This window comes from Faecalibacterium sp. HTF-F (assembly GCF_023347535.1).
Lineage (GTDB): Bacteria > Bacillota > Clostridia > Oscillospirales > Ruminococcaceae > Faecalibacterium > Faecalibacterium wellingii.
Genome location: NZ_CP094473.1, coordinates 987,797 through 1,006,356, shown reverse-complemented (window position 1 = coordinate 1,006,356; position 18,560 = coordinate 987,797). Strand labels below are relative to the sequence as shown.

Below are 18,560 nucleotides of genomic sequence, written 5' to 3'. Positions count from 1 at the left end.
CGGCTCTGTCTGCTGTCTTTTCCTTTCGTTTGATTTTCCCGGATTTAGTGACTGCCAAAGATCTGTTTGGACAGACTTCCCGTTTTGAGCAGCGAGAAACAAAGAATCACCGTGTAGGCCATTGTGCCGAACAATGCCGAGTGAATATCCGAAGATACCCGGATGCTGCCGATGAGGGCTGCATAGATTGCCACGCAGACCATCATCAGGAACGCCTGGAATGCCAGCGCGAACAGACCCCGGAAGTAGTTCGTACCCACATGGCCCCATTCACGGTTACTCATGGTTGCAAATGGGATCGGAGCAAGCGAAGTGTAGAGGTAAATCTCAATCATTCTGCCGTACATGATCACCGTGATAACTATGGACAGAATTTTCAAGCACCAGCTTACAACAAGGGTTTCCAAAGTCAGTGTGACCAGTTCGCCAATTTCCATCGTTGCCATCGCCGCCTGCATCTGCATAGTCAACGAACTAATATCAATGGCGGTATTGCCACGGATAATGCCGGAGGAAGAATCCACCACCGACTGTCCGATGTCAAATACCGCCATTGCAATATCAAACGTATGACTGACGAGATAGACCGCGATCCACATCTTCACGAAATACTTGAAGAACATCCAGGTATCCACATCGTGCAGATTGTTCCGCTCCGTCAGCATCGAAATCAGCTCATAGCAGAGGATCAGCGTAATGATGATTCCTGCAATGGGAATCACCACCGAATCCGAAATGTTACGGATCATGCTGAAAATACTGCTGTTCCACCCTTGCGGTGTCTGCCCGACCTGAGCAGCGATCTCACTGGTCTGTTGGTTGACCGCTGTGAACATCGTACTCAGGTTGGACTCCACCATGCCGGAAAGAAGTTCCCTCATCCATTTTTCGATTGCCGCGAAAATATTATCGAACAATGGCGGGTTTTCCTCCTATCGCTTGTTGATTAGCCGAACAGACCGGAGAGCAGCGGAATCAGCTGGGTGCCGATGAGGATGACACCGCCGCCGGACATGAGCTGCTTCATGCCCTGCGACTTTGCTTATGTGTGATAAAGAAGCAATAGAAGTGCAAAAAATTTTGCCGTTCCTATCCGACACTTGGCCATTGTGTCGGATAGGTCGGGCGGTTATTCGGGCAAGTCAATCTTGCCGACAAAGCTGTAATAAATCTCAATGTCCTGCCTGCGGGTGCCGTTCTCATCATAGCTGCACTCATGCACCACAATTTTCTCGATCATTTCCCGCAAGAGAGTGGGGGTCAGTTCTTCAAAGGCAAGGTGCTTGCGGACAATGCCCATAAATTTCTCGGCGTTGACGGTAGCTGCCTGTGACTTGTCCAGTTCGGCTTGCAGGGCGGCGGCTCTCTTTTTCAGCTCCGCTTGCTCGGCTTCGTAGTCAGCCGACAGTTCCATGAAACGCTCATCGCTGATTTTGCCGTTTACATTGTCCTCATACAGCCGCTTGATAATGCGGCTGATTTCAGAAATGCGTTCCTGCGCCTGTTCAAGCTGCTTGATGGCTGCGGCGGTCTTTCGCTTGCCGCCGATCTCGTTCTGCTGGACAAGTAGTTTCACAAACCGGCTCTCATGCTTGGCTGCGTATTCGGTCACTTGCCGGAGATTTGCCAGGACACCAGCGGTCAACAGATCGGTGCGGATAAAGTGCGCCGTACAGTTGCGGGTGCGCTTCTTGTAGCTGCCGCAGATGTAGCAGTCCTGTTTGCGGTCTTTGTTCTGATACCGCTGCTGATACAGCACATGGCCGCAGTCGGCGCAGAACAAAATCCCGGAGAACAGCCCCACTTCATCGTAGCGGTTCGGGCGTTTGCGCTGTTTGCGTAACTCCTGCACCCGTTCCCATGTTTCCTTGTCGATGATCGGCTCATGGTGGTTCTCGAAAATGGCCTGCTTCTCGACGGGGTTCTCTATGCTGTGCTTGACCTTATAAGAAGGCTTTTCCGTTTTGAAGTTCACCAGACATCCGGTGTACTCTCGGTTTTCGAGGATATGAACGACGGTGTTGGTCGCCCATTTGCACTCATAGCCTGGGTGATAACGGCGGGTGCTGCCTGTCCGCTGATATTCCAGCGTCCCCGGCGTGGGGATTTGCTGCTCCGTCAGCATACGGGCAATCTTGGTCGGGCCGTTCCCGGCAAGGCAAAGCTGGTAAATCTGCTGCACCACCGGGGCGGCTTCCTCGTCTATAATAAAATTCTCGTCCTCGTCCATCACATAGCCGTAAACCGGCTTGCTGGTAACAGGCTTGCCGCTCATGCCTTTTGACTTTTTCACTGCCTTGATTTTCTTGCTCGTATCTCTCACCAGCCATTCATTGAACAGATTTCGCAGCGGGGTAAAATCGTTGTCCATGCCCTCGCTGGCACTGTCCACATTATCGTTGACAGCGATAAAACGCACACCCTTTTGAGGGAACAGCATTTCCGTGTAAAACCCTACCTGCAAGTAGTTTCGCCCTAACCGGCTCATGTCCTTGACGATGACCGTACCCACTTTCCCGGCTTCAATGTCCGCAAGCATGGCTTGAAATCCGGGCCGCTGGAAGTTCGCGCCGGAAAAACCGTCGTCGGTGTACCAGCGCAGATTGGTAAAGCCGTTCTGTTTTGCGTAGGTTTCGAGTATCCTTTTTTGGTTCGATATGGAATTACTCTCGCCTTGCAATTCATCCTCGTGGGACAATCTCGGATAAAGGGCGGTAATGAGGTTTTGGGTGGCTTGTCTTAACATAAAATCCTCCGTTTCCGACAGCCAGCCCCACTATTCCGTGGTTTCATTGTACCACGGAACGGCGGGGGCTGTACAGCGGCAAAAGCGTTAAATTTGCTTCTTTACAGCTTTTCAATTTTCCGATTTTTATGGTATGGGTTGTCGTCCCATATTTGCAGTAGAAAAGTTCATAACTCCGTGGTATACTCTGATTTAACAAAAAAATCAGAAGTTAAAGGAGAAAACATGAAGTATACAATAGATGAATTAACCGCGGCCAAAAGGCAAATTGATTCAACTCTGCACAAGCTAAGAGAAACAGTAAAAACATTTGAATCAAAGGATAATTCCGAGCGTTATAAATCACAAATCACATTGGCAAAGAGAAGAATAAAAGCCTTTGAAATTGCAAATTATTTTATAGAGAATGAGATTAAGAATTGCTAAAGCACTTCCGATTTTCGTTCCAGCGGTCATGCTCCCTGGCATGGCCGCTTTTCCATGCCCCGGTTCACGCCGGATAAGTCGGCTCCTGTGTAGCAGCGGCTTCCGCTTCCAGTACCCGCGCCATTTTGTCGGCGGCTGTGGTTGTGGTGTCTTTCTTGAAATAGCCGGACACGACAAGGACGGAATTGCCCATGCGGATTTCCGTCACACAGTCAGGGCGGCGGGTGGTGCGGGTGTCGTGCTGCTTGTTATCTGCCATAGGCAATACTCCTTTCAGTCGGTAATCAGTTTCTTCATGCTCTCCATTTTCCGCTTGGCGGTTTCCTGCCGGAAGTTGTCGCCGGTAAAGCGTACCGGGACGCACATGGAAAGCAGGCGGTCATAAATCCGGGAATGGGCGGTGTCCTCCGGGTTGTGCAGGTCGTCCAGCGTAAGGTTGGTCGTGACGATCAGCGGCTTGCCGCTGCGGTAACGGCTGTCAATCACATTGAACACCTGTTCCAGCCCGTATTCCGTCCCGCGTTCCATGCCGAAGTCGTCAAGGATCAGCAGCGGATAACGACAAAGGCGGGAAATGTACTCGTTGCGCCCCTCAAAGCTGGCGGCAAGGTCATTGAGGATAAGAGCAAAGTTCGTCATGCGGACGGGGATTTCTTTCTCCATGAGGGCGTTTGCGATACAGCCTGCAAGGTAGCTTTTGCCGGTGCCTACGCCGCCCCAGAACAGGCAGCCGATATTGTCTGTCCGCATATCTTCCCAATGCTCCACATACCGGCGGGCAAGCCCGGTCTGCGGGTTCCTGCCGTTGTCGTTCTCGAAAGTCCAGTCCCGCATGGTGGGGTCGGTAAAGCCCCGGCGTTTCAGTTCTTCCACGGTGTCAAGGTGTCTGCGCCGCTTTTCGGCGGCTTCCCGTTCCTCGCGGGCGGTTCTCTGGCAGTCGCACTCTGCCGGGTGGCGGTCGCGCCCGAAGATAGCGGCCTTATCCGGCGCAAAATAGGCTTCTTTCGGCTTGCGGCACTTGCCGCAGTACAGTAAACCGTCCTCGCCGGTGTAGTCCTCCGGCTCCGGGATGGTGGTCGTCATATTCTCCAAAACCGCGTTGATTTCATTCTTCATAAACTCTCGCCCTCCTTGCATGAGTAGTCTGGTATGCCCTTTTTAGGGGCTTCCTTTTTGTCGTTCCCCGCCCATATCCGCAGGGCGGCGGCATAGTTCTGGTAGCTTTTCCCGTTGGCGGCAAGGTAGCGGCTCATTTCCTCGATGAACCGTTCCAGCCTGTCAGGGTACTCTGCCTGCAACTCGTCGTATTCGGTCTGTGACAGAAAAATATTTCCATATCGGCCATAGGGCGCGGACGGCCCCCCACTCACTCCCTTTGTTTGGCTCTCTGTAAGGTTGTTTATAGTAGTTTGGTTAGGGGACGGTTTTCCGACCATCATAAGGTCGGTTTTCTGACCATCAGTAGGACGGTTTTCCGGCTCTATGAGGGGCGGACTTCCGGCCATCAGTTGGTCTGAAAACTGTACCTGTGGCACTGGCGGTACTTTGACATAAAGCCGGTTCGGTGCGGAGAAGCCGCCCCGTTCCCGTTCCAACAGCCCCGCCGTGTCCAGTTCATTAAGCGCCCCCTTGATGGTGGTGCTGCCTTTATCCAGTATTTCTGCTATCTCCGCGATGGGATAGATAATATAAATCCTGCCCTCGTCGTCCAGCCACTTGTTTTTCTGGGAGAGGGTGGAACGGTCTAACAGCAGCGAATACAGCAGCTTGGCGGTCTGTGAAATCTCCATTTTCAGCAGGAAACGGGGATACGGCAGATAGGCGGGCAGCCGCGTGTCTGCCCTGATATAATCAGCGATAGGATCACCTCCCTGTGTTCGGGTTGATTTTGGCGTATTGTCACGCATTAAAACGCCGTTTCCGGGGGAAAAGGATAAATGTATCGCGTACCCTTTGACACCCACGAAAAAAGCCTTGATTTATGCGGGTTTGAAAGGCTCTAAAGCGTGACATCTCTGCCTTTGTTTCCGCTTTCTCTCGGCGGCTTTGATTTTCTTCATGCGCCCGGCGCAGTCGGGGCAGTATTTTCCCCGGTTGGATTTGGGGACAAAGGCCGCCCCGCAGACGGCACACCGTTTCCGGCTTCCCCGGCACAAGAGGGCTGCGGCCAGCTCCCCGTCAAGGGGCAGGACAGCCACACGGAACCAGTGGCACATGAGGGAAAAGGAAATGCTCTGGACGCACACGCAAGGCTCCCCGTCGTCCAATAGCAGGCAGTTCCCCTCATCGTAGTTACAGCACTCATGTACCAGCCGCCGCGCCCGCCGGTGCTGGCGGTAGTCCATGTGGGGCAGGTTATCGCTCATGGCTCTGCTCCTTTCTGCGGTGCGGCTCGTCCCGGCGCAAAATCTGGTCGATGTTCCGCTTGACGGTCTGCAACTCCTTGAACCGCTGTTTCTGTTCGTGATAGGTGTTATACAGGCCGTCTTTCTCGGAGATAAGCTGCTCGATCTCGGCCTGCAACGCTTTCCGGGCGGGCAGCTTGGTAATGCCATGCGCCTTGAAATACCGGGCTGCTGCGTCGGCTATGATAAAATCGCTCTCATGGGCCTGCCGGTATGCGGCGCGGGCTTTCTCGGATTTCTGTGCCCGCAGCCCGTCGCGGGCGGCCTTGGTCTGGGCGTAGGCCAACACCTGCCGCTGCAACTTCTTTTTCCCTTGCAGCTTCGTTTCCAGTGCTTTCAGTTCGCCGCTGGTCTGGCGCATTTTCTGATAGGCGGTGTCAACGGCGGCTTCTAACTGCTCCGGGGAAGTAAAGCCGTATTGCTGGTAGACGGACAGCGTTTTGGCGGCCTGCTTCAGATTGTGTATCTTCGCCCAGCGTTCATAGCCCCGGCCTTTGCCCTCGGCCATTTTCTGCTCAATGTCCACAAGCCGCTGCACTCCGTCCTGTTTCGGGGCGGCTATCTCGGCTCTGGCAACCTGCAAGCGGTCTTTTATGGTGCGTGGGGGATCGGGGGATCTGGCTGGCGCTTCGGCTGCTCTGGCGGCGTTTTGCTCTAAAACGGCAAAGACAGCGGCGCGGTCAAAATCGTCGCCCAGCTTCCGGGCGGTAATTGGCTTTGTCCTGTCCGGCGTGAGGTAGGAAAGCCGCCCCCGGCTCTCCTTGACGGTCACACCCTCCTGCAGCAACAGAGAGGAAAACTCGTCAAAGCTGGCGGCGGTGGCAAGGGCTTTCCGTAGGGTCTGCCGCAGCTTCTCCTTGTTCGTTTCAAACTTGGTCTGCCGGGGCGTGATACTATCGGCAATCATGGGGGCGTTCTGCTTGTCCAGCGCGGCCTGTCCCTTTTTCTGCGCCCAATACTCCCGGTCGGTGACGCGGTTCTTGCTGCCGTTCAAGAGGTCGATTTGATAAAGCCCCTCCCGGTGGCACATCTCCATGACTTCGGATTTGAAGTAGCGCAGGGCAGCGTCGGTACATCGGTGCTTGCAGCCGACTTTCGTATCGGCCGGCCTGTCCATGTAGGGCAGGAACGGCACTTCCTCAATCCGCAGGCTGTTTATGACGATATGCACATGAATGTTGCCGCTGTGGTTATGCCCGTCCGGGTGGGTGCAGACAAGGGCCTGGTGGCCGGGAAAATGCTCTTTACAGAATTGTTCCCCCAACGCCTGCGCCCGGTCTACGGTCAGGCCGTTGTCCGGCCCGTCCCGCGGGTCAAAGCTGATGATGTAGTGGTGGCTTTTCACATCTTCCCGCCGCTGGTTTTTCTGATAGCGGAGATTGGCCCGCATACACGCAACGGCAAAATCCTCCCCGTCGCAGTTCAGCGTGGACAGCCGGTAGTCCTCGCGGGGGATAAGCCTGCCGGTTTCATCAAGGACGGGCTTCATGGTAAACTCGTCATGCTCAAAGAGAAGATATTGCTCGGCGGCTCCGTAGTCGGCGTTTTTAGAGTTGATATGCTTGAGTGTTGCCAACCGCGTCACCTACTTTCTTGAGGACTTCATACTTGAGGACGGCAAGGTCGGATATGGCGGCGCGTACCTCGCCGGAAAGGGTGTTGTAGGGTACGCCGTATTCGTTCAGATACCGGGCAATCTGATTGAGGTTGCCGCCGATCCTGCCGTACTCGGCTGTCAGCTTCCCGACAGCGGAAAGCAACTCGTCATTGACCGACGACACATGGACAACCGGGCGTATGGTCGCCCGCCGTATCGCCTGCCGGAGAAATTCGGACTGGCTGATACCATAGGGCGCAAGCCGCGCTGTGAAGTCGGCATACTCATCTTCGGACAGCCGGGTTTTCACAACGCGGCTGCGGTGGGGCGTGTTGTATTTCTTTCGCATGGTGTGACCTCCTTTCTCGCCCGTAAGGGCGCATGAGCAGGGTTTGGGGAAGGCACTCCCCAACAAGTTTCCCGCGAGGGGCAAAACTGCAGAATTGCGGATTTTGGCACCGTGGTAGAAACTTGCTCTCCGTGACTGCAAACTTTCTCTCACTTCCGTCCGCCACTTTTTTGGAAAACTGCAACCACAAAAGTTTGTTTCTCTTTTTCTGCTACTACTAATCCTGTAAAGGGCATTCCTGCCCGCTTTCGCTAAAATGACACCGGACGCAGTGGTTTCTACCCGGTGTTGGAGAAATCCTTTCTCTTTGCCCTCTACTACGGGTAAATGCTCCAAATGCCAAACACCAGGGCAGAAAAATTCCCTCCTCGCTTACTACTACAACCGGCAGGGGGCAAAATGGCCGGGAGCGGAGCCGGACAACAAAAAAAGCAGTAAATCTTTTTCAAGACTTACTGCTTTCGCTGGCCGCGTCGGTGGCGGCTGGTATTCAGTTTTTATGACTTGTCCGGTGGTTCGTCAAGCCGGAACTTGAATTGACAGTCAATTAACCGCTGCTTTACATAGTCCTCCACCTCGGCGTTGACCTGCCCGTTCACTTTTGAGAAATAGCGGATATATCCGGCGTAGTGGAGCAGGACAGCGTTCACGGCTTCTGGGTCGCCCTCACGGGCTTTGAGGATTGTTTCATAGGGGAGAAGTCTACTCATACCGGCTCACCCCCATTTCTTCGCGTAGCCGCTGCAAGGCAAGCTGGATATGCCGCCCCGCTGTGCTGCGTGACCGGCCAATACACGCGCCGATCACGCGCTGCGGCTGGCGCAGAAAGTAATAGCGCAGGATTTCTTCCCGCGTCTGCTCCGGCAAAACAGAGATCGCGTCGGCAAGGGCGGCGTTGCAGAGCAGGACGGTCTGACCGCAGACGGTAAATGGGTATTCCTCGTCCGGCTCCGACGCGGCAAACTGGACAAACTTCTCGTTCATCAGATAGTCAAGGGAAACTTGCCGTTCCCATTGCCGTTTAAGCTTCAAAATCTTGTCCAAGGCGGCACAGCGGATAACAGTCTTGCAAAAGGCGTTGTACCTGCGCTGGATATATTCTTGATAGGCTATCTGGTCGGTCATGGAAATTCCCCTTTCTGAATAATAGTGCGGGGCGGTGGCACTTCTTGCTGTCGCCCCTTGATTGCCTACCAGCAAAGGCGGGCGGGGCTGTCAACGGCTGCGCATATGCGCCGTTCATCTTGACCGTTGACTGGCTCGGCTGGGTTTGCTATTTACCCGACAAACTTGAATTTATTTTAAGCTATCACGTTTTACCTTCTTAAGCCTTACTATCATTACCATAGGAATTTCTTTGTTGGTTTTAAAACATTCTTCATAAAATCCATCAATGACAAATCCAGCTCTAAAACAAAGGTTAAAAATATCTTGTATGGAACGATGATAATAAATCTGCTCTTTCGGTTGCCCTTCAATCGCTATATCATAGTAACTGTGCGGTGTCATATATTTTTCAGTCAACGTGACAAAACAAGGGTGTTGCGTTGCAAAGACAAAAATTCCGCTTTCCTGCAACAGTTCATAAACAGCCATAAGAAGTGGTTCAATATCCGTAATATCCATAATTGCCATATTAGAAACTGCTTTCGTAAAGGCTCGATTTCTTTTTAATTCTAATATACTTTTTCTATCGGTCGCATCCGCCACACAAAATTCAATTTGTTTTGCATATTGTGATTGCCGTCTTTTAGCCAATTCTATCATTTTTTTGCTGTAATCAAAAGCGACAACCGAAGCGCCTCTTTGTGCAAGATACGAAGAATAATTTCCATTGCCACACGCAATATCCAAAATGTAATCCGCAGGATTAGGAGATAGAAGTTCCGTTACTTTGGGACGCACTACCTCTCTGTGAAATTCATTAGATTCGTCACCCATTGCATTATCCCAAAATTGTGCGTTCTCCTCCCAGATTTTTTTACTTTCCTCTGTTCCCATGTTCTCTCCCACTCCCCAAATTTGCTTTTTTGCTTCCATTAAATCTTCCTTACTATATTCCATTGTTACCCTCCATAACTTCTGATTGTTGCCGTCTTGACGATTATGTATCTTTACATTACCTTCTGAAACATATGGCGCACCTTGTCCAGGCGGCTGTTTGGACGGCGGGGCTGGATGACCGGCTGACCGACAGCGGCCTGATATCCTTTCAGCTCTGTAAGGCATACGCTCCGCCCGTTGGTGTAAAAGGCCAGATCAGTACGGTATGCCTGTATACAGCGGGCGGGAATCTCGCCAGTAAAGACAACTTCATCCTTTTTTACCTGGGCCGTTTCGATGGTGGCACAGTATTTCGGTGCATCATGATAAGCCCTGGAAAGGTATTCCTGGGGCGCATAGAGGATGAAGGAGAGATAAGGTTCCAGCAGCTGCGTCCCCGATTCCTTCAATGCCTGTTCCAATACAATCGGGGCCAATGAGCGGAAGTCCGCCGGCGTGCTGACCGGACTGTAATAAAGCCCGTATTCAAAGCAAATCTTACAGTCCGTTACGTTCCAGCCGAACAAGCCCTGCTCCAGCCCGTAACGGATACCATCCCTGACAGCGTTTTGAAAACTCTGGTTCAAGTATCCCAGCGAAACCCGGCTCTCGTATTGTACACCGGAGCCAAGCGAGAGTGGTGTAACAGACAGTCCTATGGATGCCCAAAACGGGTTGGGCGGCACCTCGATATGGATGGTGTGGCTGGCTGCTTTGAGCGGCCGCTCCATATAAATGACGGAGGGTTCCTTTACCACTGTTTCAAGCTTGTATTTTTCCGACAGCAAAGCGGAAACAACCTCCAACTGCACCCGGCCCAAAAAAGAAAGAATGATCTCATGGGTGATGGAATCCACTTCGCAACGCAAAAGCGGGTCAGTATCCGCAAGTTGCGTAAGAGCGTCCAGCAGCCGTTCTCTTTGCGCTGCCGTTTTCGGCGCAATCGTCGTCCGCAGCATGGGGAGGGGGTCCTCGCGCCACCTTTTACGAGGGAGCCGGGTTTGGTCCCCTAATACATCGTTTAACCTCACGCTGTCGCTGGGAAGGATAACAATTTCACCCTGATAAGCGGTGTCTGTCCGAACAATTTCCCCTTTGGATGGAATACGCATCTCTGTGATTTTCAGCTTTTCTCTCCCGGCCAGGGCCACCGTATCCCGCAGGCGCAGCGTTCCGCTGTATAACCGTAGATAGACACGCCGCTGGCCGCAATCGGTGTACTCAACCTTGAAAACGCTGCCGCATAGGGCGGCGCCCCCCTGTTCCCCAATCGGTTGGAACAGCCCTGTCACCGCATCCATCAACGGTTGAATGCCAAGGCCCTTTTTGGCGCTGCCATAATAGACCGGGAACAGGGAGGCGTCTTGAACCCGCCGCTGTTCCTCCCGCACAAGTTTTTCCCGGCTGATTGGTTCTCCTGCGATATACTTTTCCAATAATTTATCGTTATTTTCGATGACCGCATCCCATGCTTCTATGTCGGTATTTTCCTCCAGGACTATTTCCGGGGACAGCGACACCGTCTGCTTGATGATAATATCGGCGGAGAGCTTATCCCGAACAGACTGAACCACGCTCTGCAAATCAACGCCAGCCTGGTCGATCTTGTTGATAAAGATAACGGTGGGAATGTTCATTTTCCGCAGGGCATGGAACAGAATACGGGTCTGGGCCTGCACGCCATCTTTAGCGGAGATCACCAAGATGGCCCCATCTAAAACAGCCAAAGAGCGGTACACCTCCGCCAAAAAATCCATGTGGCCGGGCGTATCCACAATGTTAACTTTACATCTGTGCCACTGGAAGGAAGTGACTGCCGCTTGAATGGTAATCCCACGCTGCCGCTCCAAAAACATGGTGTCCGTCCTCGTTGTCCCTTTTTCGACGCTCCCCGGTTCTGAAATGGCTCCGCTGGCATATAGCAGGCTCTCCGTCAAGGTCGTCTTTCCAGCGTCTACATGGGCAAGAATTCCAATATTGATTATTTTCATGTGATTGTCCTCCCTTTACTGCCCCGAAGGGCATAAAAATCCCCAGCAGTAAAATACTTTTACCACTGGGGATGATAATTTGCGGACATACACATATACAGCATACACCTGTTTGTGAGTGCTGTTTTTGGGGATATGTCAAAATTGATAAGGCAAAAGTATTCTTAAATTGGGTACAAAAAACTAAGCCCCTACAAAAGGGACTATCATAATCCTTTGTTCCCACTATTTGATTATAGTTTTATTTAAGAATACCTTGCCGCATATTTTTTACTCCTTTTCTGGAATTGAATTATTATATCACATCAGTTTAATTATTATATCACATCAGTTTTAGGAAAACAAGTATCTAAAAGAAATTTTTCTTCCCCTTATATGTAACAATCATACCGGCTTCCTAACGTTCAGAATGGTTTCTACTGTCTGCTGCGGTGTTTGGTTGGAATTGTCCAGCCAAAAGCCGATCCGTGGTGTTGTCTGCATTTTACTAAATACAAATTCAATGTATACAGAAAGAAATATATAAGGAGTGGGAGGGATTCCGCCGTAGTCGGCATTGTAGGAAAATCCAAAAGTTTAGATTTTCTCAAAATGCTTATCTTTTGGTCTTTGGTTCGGAATAGTGTAGTGCTGGCGGTCTATCTATTGTTTTCGGTTGCTTGCTTCTTTACCGTACATGAGCATTTGCGCCGGGGTTGTCGTTTCCGTACCCTTCCATGAGGTTCACAACGCCCCAAACGCCAAGGCCCGCGCCGATGGCAACAACGAGAGTCTGCAGAACGGTAATAGCCTGATTGAAGAATTCCATAGTGTTGTTTCGCCAGATTGCAGCAATGATAAAAAGCACGATTCCAAAAGAAAAACAGGCTGGCACATCTTCGGTGCTGCCTGCTTCCTGCAATTCTGGCTTCTCCTTTCATTTTCATAAAAAATCAGCCTTTTGGAATCGCAAAAAATGTAGAGATCAATCGGGTGAATTTCCTACCACGGGGTCTGCCCGGACAGGCGGGCTAGCATACTTGTTTCGGATAAGCACCTCCTATTTTTTATGCGGTTGCTTCTTCGGTTGCTGGGGTCAAATCCACCTCATAGCAATCAAATTCTTCATCCATCCGCAGTTGCAATTCATGCTTCAGGTAGCGTTCCACATCGAAAGCGTTCTTCTTATCAAAGTCCGACAGTTCTTTGTACCGCTTATGCTTGGTAATGTCGAATTTGTCGCTCAGAAATGGCCGGACACCGCGCAGCTGCAGGATGCACTTGCTGCCATCCATGACAGAAAGCTCATCCCGACTCATAAGTTCCTTGCCAGTCTTTTGGTACGTTGTACCAAAGGAAGGGCTTTGGCCGCGCGTGTCCGATGTGTTATATAAGTCGATTGTTTCTTTTCCCAGCGTTTCGGAAATTTCTTTGAGGGTTGAGCTTTCCTTGCCGCCGAGGAACAGCATGGTGTCGCAGTTGCCGATGATGGTTTCTGCGGCATCCTTGTAGATGGTTTTCAACTGGCTCTGCGATTGTAGGATGATGGATGCCGAAATCTCGCGGCTGCGGATGGTGGCGATCAGCTTATCAAACTTCGGGATCAGACCGATGTTCGCAAACTCATCAAGCAGCAGCCGCACATGATACTTTAGCTGACCTCCGCATTGATCATCTGCACGGTCACAAAGCAGATTGAAAAGCTGGGTGTACATGATGGACACCACGAAATTGAAGGTATCGTCCGTGTCGGAAATAATAACGAACAAGGCCGTGCGGCGATCCCCCAGAAAATCCAGTTCCATTTCATCATAGGCCATAAGGTCACGCAGCTCCGCAATATCAAATGGGGCTAGTCTGGCACCGCAGGAAATGAGGATGGATTTTGCCGTTTTGCCGGCCGCCAGCTTATACTTCTTATACTGACGGACTGCAAAGTGCTCCGGTTTCTTCTGTTCCAATTCCTCAAACAGTTCATCCACAGGATTCTTAAACTCTTCGTCATCCTCGCGGGCTTCGCTGGCGTTGATGAACTCCAGCAGCGTGGAAAAGTTCTGCTCCTCCTCCGGGGCTTCATACCAGATGTAGCCGATCAGCGCGCAGTAGAGCAGGCGTTCGGCTTTGATCCAGAAATCTTCGCCGGATTTTTCTCCATCGCCCTTTGTATTGGCGATGATGGTATTGACCAGTTTCAGGATATCCTTCTCACTGCGGATGTAATGGAACGGATTGTACCGCATGGATTTTTTGAAGTTGATGGTGTTCAGGACTTTGATTTTATACCCGGCATCCGAGAGCATCTTTCCGCACTCGACAATAATTGTGCCTTTGGGGTCCGTTACGACATAGCTGACCTTTTGGGGCATCTGCATCAGGTTCGGCTTGACGTAAAATCGTGTCTTACCGCTGCCACTGCCACCGATCACAATGACGTTTTTGTTCCGAGCATACTTCGGATGCTTTGGTCTACCACTCATCATCAGCCGTTCGGTCTGTGTGAGGATGACGTTGTTCTCGAATACCGGGTCAATAAAAGGTTCGATGTCCTTCTGGTTGCCCCACCGGGCAGAGCCATATTCCTCGCCTTGCCGATACTTCTTCGCGTTCTTCCCTTTGAAGTAGATCACTGCTTTCAGTGCAGCTGCACCGACCAGCCCCACCATTAGGTCGAACGTGTGAAAACTGGGTAAGACACTTTTGTAGGCCAGGCCAAAGTTCATAAAAAGAACCATCAGCCTGTCCACTACGGAATCACCATTGCAATGACGGTAGAGCCATGCAGCTTTCTCCACCATGTAAAAGGCGATGATGTACGGAAAATTCAGCAGGATCAGCTTTTTCATGTCCGCTGACTGCACCATCCTGCTGAACTCTGCAGCCAGTTTTTTGCCCCATGCCGTGCCGCCCGTCTGGTTGGACGGTGCTTTGCATGGCAGACGGGCAGGTTTTTTCAGATTCTTCATCGTATCGGTTCCTGCTCCCTCTTCTTTTCTTTTTTAAGCTGGCGATGGTTGGAAAGTTCTGCTTTCACCTTTTCCAGCTTCTGGCGTACCGATTCTCGCTTCTGCTTTTTCAGCGTTTCGCTGGTGTATTCCTTAAAGGCGGCGGTCATAACATCCACGTCCTTGGCCTCGAAAAAGACAAGGTATTCTGTTTTTCCCTCCTGCTCCACCTTTTTCAGACTGTAATCAATGCCGTATTTCCGGGCCACCCGGTCGAAGGACTTGATATTATTGTCTGTAACCACAATATTCGTGATCTGCGCGCCGCTCTTTTGCAGGCTCTTAATGCTCTGCTTTCCCGATTTTTCACATTGGCTTTTTTCTCCTTTCGCCTGCTGTTTCTTCTTCTCAATCTTTGAGAGCAGCTTTAACAGGGCTGCTTTCAAAATCTGTGCGGTGATTTTTCCTCCTTTGATACATAGCGCGATGGTTTTCTCAGTGACTTCTTCCTGCATGGTTGTTCATCTCCTCTCTATCTTTGCTGTATCAGGGGTGGTCTGCCCCAGACACAGGAGATACCGTATTCCCCAACATGGAGCGAAACTTCTTACGGCACTGGTGCAGCAGATAGCCACACTCCCATTTGTGCCGGCAGCGCTTACAGGGATGGCCGCTGTCCGTTCCCGGACGCTGGCGCATCATTCGTTCAAACGGGTTGTCTGTGAAATTCATAGGCATTAATCTCCCTGTTCAGCCAGCGGCAGCACACCGCGCCGCTTCAACGTATGATAAAGGAACTTCCGGCCTTTCTGCGTCCATGCCGTGTGCAGCTTTTCCACCTCGGAACCATCGCTGCGCTGGAGCCGGAACGTCAGGCTGGACGTATAGCCCTTACCGTGATGTTCCGAATACAGCACCCACTGGCCATTGGCCCGGTACTGGATGCCGTGCAGATGCAGCAGCCGATTGAACACCTTTGCTCCGCAGCCGTACTCTTTGGCGATCTGCGTAGTCGTCACCAGCGAATCGGAATCGCTCAACTGTGCTTCATAGCTGCTCCGGCGCGGCGGCTTCTTATGCAGCAGGCCCAGCAGCGCATCCCAATCAAACGGCTGCGGACGATACGCCGCGCCGACTGCCGTATGGTGCAGTTTGCAGAGCTTCTTTGCCATGTCCTGCGTAATACGGTAGTCTTTCACATACCGCTGGACCGTACGTCCGCCCTCATCCTGGAGCCGAACACGGGGCATATACTCGTAGTCGCGGCCCTCGATGAAACCATACTGGCACATACGCGGGAACCACTTGCGGAAATCGCTGCGAATGTGCATCTGGTCATACAGATCACGCGCCCACAGCGTAGAGGGCAGCGCGTCCATACTCATGAATACGATGTTCATGGGGTTGTCCTCCTTAATTTTTATCTACCCTACCGCCCCACCCCATATCATGCCGAACCTGTGCGGAATAATAGCTATCCACGGTCACGGGAGCATTGTAGAGCGTTGCCAGCAGGTATTGCTTGATGTTCCGAATCTGAGTGCTGTTTTCTTTTAGGCACTCCAATATGTACTGGATATGCGAGGAATCCAGCTTCATCAGGCGGCTTTTCACCACCTCTTTCGGCTTTTCCTCGCCACAGATGCGCAGGAACTTCTTTCTGCTGGTGACGGTTTCCACCAGCAGTTCCAGAATCTCATACAGAACCGTTTTATCTGCCGGATAGCCCTGTTCCAGAATTTCCAGTTCCAGAGCCTCCTTGAAATAGCGGCGGTACTGTTCTTCTTCCTGCAGTTCAGCCGGATAGATAAGATCAGTCTCACTACTATCTGTCTTATTTATCTTCTCAGTATTACTTCCGTTTGATTTTGGAACTACTGGAAGTTCGTTTTTCAAACTCTTAGAAGTATGATTTCCATACTTCAAGTAGTTCGATTGTGAAAGTCCCGCATAAAGGTCTTTCACATACAGCAGATTGGGTTTGCCAAGTCCCTGTCTGCGCCGCTCGATGAGCCGAAACTCCTGTTCCAGTTCATCCAGCAGTTTGACTGCCTTTTGTCTGGCACAATGAATGGAGTCCATGACTTCCTCTATCGTGCAGATAATGTAGGCGTTGCCGTGCTTGTCCTGCCAGCCGTTCTTAATTGAAAGGCTCATACGGTCAAGCAGCACAGCATACAGCAGCTTAGCGTCCCCGGACATCTTCTGGAATAGATCAGCCTTGACCAATGCCTTCGGCACACGGTAAAAGCTGTATCGGTCTGCTTCCAGACCTTTGAAATACGGGTACTCCATGTAAATTCATCACCCCCTATTCGGATTGGATTTGCACCATTGGAAATAACAGTACATTCCTACGGTGGAACACGTTTCCTTGCTCCACCGCAGTGTATCTGCTGTTATTTGAGCTTTGCCATTCTGCCCCAGCCCGTTCCTGCCCCATATTTCAGCGGCGTTTTCTCTGGTAAGACGCGCAGAATGCACATTCAATGCCAGGAGTATCTATCTGGGATGGCTTATTCAGTTTTCAAAGAACTCTGTAAGGTTCTCTTGTGTACCCCTTACACTAATAGGAATCCACAGGCCCTTTTTGGAATACACTTTTCAAAATTTATTTTTATGTGATCCGATATTTTTCATTGAGGTAGGCTGCAAGACAGCTTTCCAGGGAACAGCTGCCTGCAAATTCGACCTCAACGGTGTATTCACCACACCTTTTTATATAAGGAGAAGCACCTGTCTCCTTCTCTGCCTGCTTCACACTCTTGTTCATCAAACGGTCCTTTCTCATTCAAAACCCTCCTGCGATCCATCCATAATGTGTTTCAAAGTCAAATTTACGGCGAATCCGCTCAAGAGCCTGGTTGACCGCCCTTGTAACCGATCCACGCGAGATTCCCATATCATCTGCAATTTCCTGGTGGGTCTTACCAAGAACAAACTGCTGGTGGATCAGCCTGCGCTGTTTCTTCGTCAGAACCGCCATCATTGCATGAAGGGCTTCCTTCTCAACGATTTTCTCCAGCACATTGATCGTGCGGTCTGCAATCTCGCCCCAATCTTCCGCCACAGCATGATACGAAACGCACACATTACCCTGACCTGCTCCCTCGCATTTCCACTGGGATTCTTCCATTTTCCGTTCACCCTCAAACAGTACGCGGATATGCCACTCGCAGTTTTCAAAATATTCCTCTTTGATCACATCGCCTCTCCCCGCCGCTGCATCATAGGAATAATCCCCACAGCAGTCGTGAATGTGAAACACGGTGTTTCTCTTTCCGGCAGAGAACAAAACGTAGCCGCTTTGATAGACCGTCAGATGACTGCCATGATCAAATTCTTTACGCATCAGAATCAGGCCTTCTTCCAAAAGCACCTTCGGAGAAGGTACGCGCTTGGTATGTACAGGTGCTTCTACCAGTTCCTTGACCTTTTTCAATGTAAGCATTTTGTCCACCTTTCTGCCGTTCGGCTCCGGGTGAACTGAAAAAAGCAGCAGAAATCGTCTCAGATTCACCCGTTTTTTTTAAACGGGAATCTAAGATTCCTCTTGCTGCTTTCTACTTTTGGGAAGTCCCTATACTAATAGGAATCCGCAGGGGCATTTTGGAATACAGTTTTAAAATTTTTTTTGAAAAGCAAAAAAGGCCGGAACAGGATGAACTACTTGCAGGCGCACTTCTGCGCTGCATTCGTTCATTCTGTTCCGGCCAATATCACATACTGCTACGGTATCGCTCTAAACAAACAGATATTATATTGTAGACCCAAAAGAACATCTGATGGAGCTGGTCGGCTAACTAGGTGCCGCCTAAAATTCCACCTCTGCACTCTCAGTGTCCGATGAAGGATTCTGCTTCAGGCATCTTTTCGCTGATCCTCCTCTGTGATAAACTCGATACTCTTCACGGGCAGGCCGTGAATGCGCTCCACCAGAGATTCAGCAGAAATGTAATCTTCACAGCCTCCACGCTTGATCTGAAGCATATTTTTCCCATCAACGACACTGCGATTTCCAATCCGCAATCCCTTCGGAGTGCGGATCTCATGCTTTCCATTACTCATCTTTTTCACGGCCT

20 protein-coding genes and 2 pseudogenes are annotated in these 18,560 nt (G+C 50.9%); 1 reads left to right on the top strand and 21 read right to left on the bottom strand.

Annotated elements, in window-relative coordinates; genetic code table 11:
- Positions 1–44: 44 nt before the first annotated feature.
- The 3 genes and pseudogenes from MTP37_RS04760 to MTP37_RS04750 form a co-directional block, all read right to left on the bottom strand.
- Positions 45–881, bottom strand: coding sequence for a VirB6/TrbL-like conjugal transfer protein, CD1112 family (locus MTP37_RS04760; RefSeq protein WP_396344071.1), 837 nt, complete (start codon positions 879–881; stop codon positions 45–47).
- A gap of 65 nt (positions 882–946) precedes the next feature.
- Positions 947–1,042, bottom strand: a pseudogene (locus tag MTP37_RS04755) (Maff2 family mobile element protein); the annotation flags it as partial.
- Positions 1,043–1,129: 87 nt separating this feature from the next.
- Positions 1,130–2,746 (bottom strand): recombinase family protein, encoded by a 1,617-nt coding sequence (locus MTP37_RS04750; protein WP_002596236.1) that lies wholly within the window; start codon positions 2,744–2,746, stop codon positions 1,130–1,132.
- Positions 2,747–2,971: 225 nt separating this feature from the next.
- On the opposite strand from MTP37_RS04750, the gene MTP37_RS04745 reads away from it, so the two are divergent.
- Positions 2,972–3,172 carry a hypothetical protein gene (locus MTP37_RS04745; RefSeq protein ID WP_002596235.1) on the top strand — a complete coding sequence of 67 codons (201 nt, stop codon included), beginning with the start codon at positions 2,972–2,974 and terminating at the stop codon, positions 3,170–3,172.
- Positions 3,173–3,236: 64 nt separating this feature from the next.
- Here the strand turns inward: MTP37_RS04745 and MTP37_RS04740 are convergent, their stop codons facing one another.
- From MTP37_RS04740 to MTP37_RS04655, 18 genes and pseudogenes are all read right to left on the bottom strand, one after another.
- Positions 3,237–3,431 (bottom strand): transposon-encoded TnpW family protein, encoded by a 195-nt coding sequence (locus tag MTP37_RS04740; RefSeq protein ID WP_002596234.1) that lies wholly within the window; start codon positions 3,429–3,431, stop codon positions 3,237–3,239.
- A 14-nt stretch (positions 3,432–3,445) separates the two neighbouring features.
- Positions 3,446–4,288, bottom strand: a complete 843-nt coding sequence (locus MTP37_RS04735) for an ATP-binding protein (RefSeq protein ID WP_002596233.1) — start codon at positions 4,286–4,288, stop codon at positions 3,446–3,448.
- On the bottom strand, positions 4,285–5,136 hold the full coding sequence (locus tag MTP37_RS04730) for a replication initiator protein A (RefSeq protein ID WP_002596232.1): 852 nt from the start codon (positions 5,134–5,136) through the stop codon (positions 4,285–4,287). Before MTP37_RS04730 ends, MTP37_RS04735 begins: the two co-directional genes overlap by 4 nt.
- 15 nt (positions 5,137–5,151) lie before the next feature.
- Complete coding sequence (locus MTP37_RS04725) at positions 5,152–5,538, bottom strand: cysteine-rich VLP domain-containing protein (RefSeq protein ID WP_002596231.1); 387 nt, start codon at positions 5,536–5,538, stop codon at positions 5,152–5,154.
- Positions 5,528–7,153 (bottom strand): relaxase/mobilization nuclease domain-containing protein, encoded by a 1,626-nt coding sequence (locus MTP37_RS04720; protein WP_002596230.1) that lies wholly within the window; start codon positions 7,151–7,153, stop codon positions 5,528–5,530. Before MTP37_RS04720 ends, MTP37_RS04725 begins: the two co-directional genes overlap by 11 nt.
- On the bottom strand, positions 7,125–7,523 hold the full coding sequence (locus MTP37_RS04715; protein ID WP_002596229.1) for a plasmid mobilization protein: 399 nt from the start codon (positions 7,521–7,523) through the stop codon (positions 7,125–7,127). Before MTP37_RS04715 ends, MTP37_RS04720 begins: the two co-directional genes overlap by 29 nt.
- 497 nt (positions 7,524–8,020) lie before the next feature.
- Entirely contained in the window at positions 8,021–8,233 is a 213-nt protein-coding gene (locus tag MTP37_RS04710; RefSeq protein WP_002586615.1) for a helix-turn-helix domain-containing protein, read from the bottom strand.
- Positions 8,226–8,648, bottom strand: coding sequence for a sigma-70 RNA polymerase sigma factor region 4 domain-containing protein (locus MTP37_RS04705; protein WP_002586616.1), 423 nt, complete (start codon positions 8,646–8,648; stop codon positions 8,226–8,228). The genes MTP37_RS04710 and MTP37_RS04705 overlap by 8 nt, the downstream gene beginning before the upstream one ends.
- A 171-nt stretch (positions 8,649–8,819) precedes the next feature.
- The gene (locus MTP37_RS04700; RefSeq protein WP_002586626.1) at positions 8,820–9,587 is read right to left on the bottom strand and encodes a class I SAM-dependent methyltransferase; all 768 of its coding nucleotides are present in this window, start codon (positions 9,585–9,587) and stop codon (positions 8,820–8,822) included.
- A 50-nt stretch (positions 9,588–9,637) separates the two neighbouring features.
- On the bottom strand, positions 9,638–11,557 hold the full coding sequence (tet(W), locus tag MTP37_RS04695) for a tetracycline resistance ribosomal protection protein Tet(W) (RefSeq protein WP_249238412.1): 1,920 nt from the start codon (positions 11,555–11,557) through the stop codon (positions 9,638–9,640).
- Positions 11,558–12,236: 679 nt separating this feature from the next.
- Positions 12,237–12,365: pseudogene (locus MTP37_RS04690) on the bottom strand (Maff2 family mobile element protein); the annotation flags it as partial.
- 238 nt (positions 12,366–12,603) lie between these two features.
- Positions 12,604–14,397, bottom strand: a complete 1,794-nt coding sequence (locus tag MTP37_RS04685) for a VirD4-like conjugal transfer protein, CD1115 family (protein ID WP_249238697.1) — start codon at positions 14,395–14,397, stop codon at positions 12,604–12,606.
- 98 nt (positions 14,398–14,495) lie between these two features.
- On the bottom strand, positions 14,496–14,993 hold the full coding sequence (locus MTP37_RS04680) for a PcfB family protein (RefSeq protein ID WP_249238411.1): 498 nt from the start codon (positions 14,991–14,993) through the stop codon (positions 14,496–14,498).
- Positions 14,994–15,215: 222 nt separating this feature from the next.
- On the bottom strand, positions 15,216–15,878 hold the full coding sequence (locus tag MTP37_RS04675) for a phage antirepressor KilAC domain-containing protein (RefSeq protein WP_249238410.1): 663 nt from the start codon (positions 15,876–15,878) through the stop codon (positions 15,216–15,218).
- 13 nt (positions 15,879–15,891) lie between these two features.
- A complete protein-coding gene (locus MTP37_RS04670) occupies positions 15,892–16,773 on the bottom strand; it encodes a DUF6017 domain-containing protein (RefSeq protein ID WP_249238409.1) in 882 nt (293 codons plus the stop codon).
- 322 nt (positions 16,774–17,095) lie between these two features.
- On the bottom strand, positions 17,096–17,269 hold the full coding sequence (locus MTP37_RS04665; protein ID WP_249238408.1) for a hypothetical protein: 174 nt from the start codon (positions 17,267–17,269) through the stop codon (positions 17,096–17,098).
- The gene (locus tag MTP37_RS04660; RefSeq protein ID WP_249238407.1) at positions 17,270–17,929 is read right to left on the bottom strand and encodes a sigma-70 family RNA polymerase sigma factor; all 660 of its coding nucleotides are present in this window, start codon (positions 17,927–17,929) and stop codon (positions 17,270–17,272) included.
- Positions 17,930–18,339: 410 nt separating this feature from the next.
- Positions 18,340–18,546, bottom strand: a complete 207-nt coding sequence (locus MTP37_RS04655; RefSeq protein WP_249238406.1) for a hypothetical protein — start codon at positions 18,544–18,546, stop codon at positions 18,340–18,342.
- Positions 18,547–18,560: the final 14 nt, after the last annotated feature.

Coding starts and splice junctions, on each gene's coding strand:
- MTP37_RS04700 (WP_002586626.1), bottom strand. CDS start 9,587: ATGGAATATAGTAAGGAAGATTTAATGGAAGCAAAAAAGCAAATTTGG.
- MTP37_RS04735 (WP_002596233.1), bottom strand. CDS start 4,288: ATGAAGAATGAAATCAACGCGGTTTTGGAGAATATGACGACCACCATC.
- MTP37_RS04760 (WP_396344071.1), bottom strand. CDS start 881: ATGAGGGAACTTCTTTCCGGCATGGTGGAGTCCAACCTGAGTACGATG.
- MTP37_RS04750 (WP_002596236.1), bottom strand. CDS start 2,746: ATGTTAAGACAAGCCACCCAAAACCTCATTACCGCCCTTTATCCGAGA.
- MTP37_RS04715 (WP_002596229.1), bottom strand. CDS start 7,523: ATGCGAAAGAAATACAACACGCCCCACCGCAGCCGCGTTGTGAAAACC.
- MTP37_RS04725 (WP_002596231.1), bottom strand. CDS start 5,538: ATGAGCGATAACCTGCCCCACATGGACTACCGCCAGCACCGGCGGGCG.
- MTP37_RS04655 (WP_249238406.1), bottom strand. CDS start 18,546: ATGAGTAATGGAAAGCATGAGATCCGCACTCCGAAGGGATTGCGGATT.
- MTP37_RS04680 (WP_249238411.1), bottom strand. CDS start 14,993: ATGCAGGAAGAAGTCACTGAGAAAACCATCGCGCTATGTATCAAAGGA.
- MTP37_RS04675 (WP_249238410.1), bottom strand. CDS start 15,878: ATGAACATCGTATTCATGAGTATGGACGCGCTGCCCTCTACGCTGTGG.
- MTP37_RS04665 (WP_249238408.1), bottom strand. CDS start 17,269: ATGAGAAAGGACCGTTTGATGAACAAGAGTGTGAAGCAGGCAGAGAAG.
- MTP37_RS04745 (WP_002596235.1), top strand. CDS start 2,972: ATGAAGTATACAATAGATGAATTAACCGCGGCCAAAAGGCAAATTGAT.
- MTP37_RS04670 (WP_249238409.1), bottom strand. CDS start 16,773: ATGGAGTACCCGTATTTCAAAGGTCTGGAAGCAGACCGATACAGCTTT.
- MTP37_RS04740 (WP_002596234.1), bottom strand. CDS start 3,431: ATGGCAGATAACAAGCAGCACGACACCCGCACCACCCGCCGCCCTGAC.
- MTP37_RS04705 (WP_002586616.1), bottom strand. CDS start 8,648: ATGACCGACCAGATAGCCTATCAAGAATATATCCAGCGCAGGTACAAC.
- MTP37_RS04710 (WP_002586615.1), bottom strand. CDS start 8,233: ATGAGTAGACTTCTCCCCTATGAAACAATCCTCAAAGCCCGTGAGGGC.
- MTP37_RS04685 (WP_249238697.1), bottom strand. CDS start 14,397: ATGGTGCAGTCAGCGGACATGAAAAAGCTGATCCTGCTGAATTTTCCG.
- MTP37_RS04660 (WP_249238407.1), bottom strand. CDS start 17,929: ATGCTTACATTGAAAAAGGTCAAGGAACTGGTAGAAGCACCTGTACAT.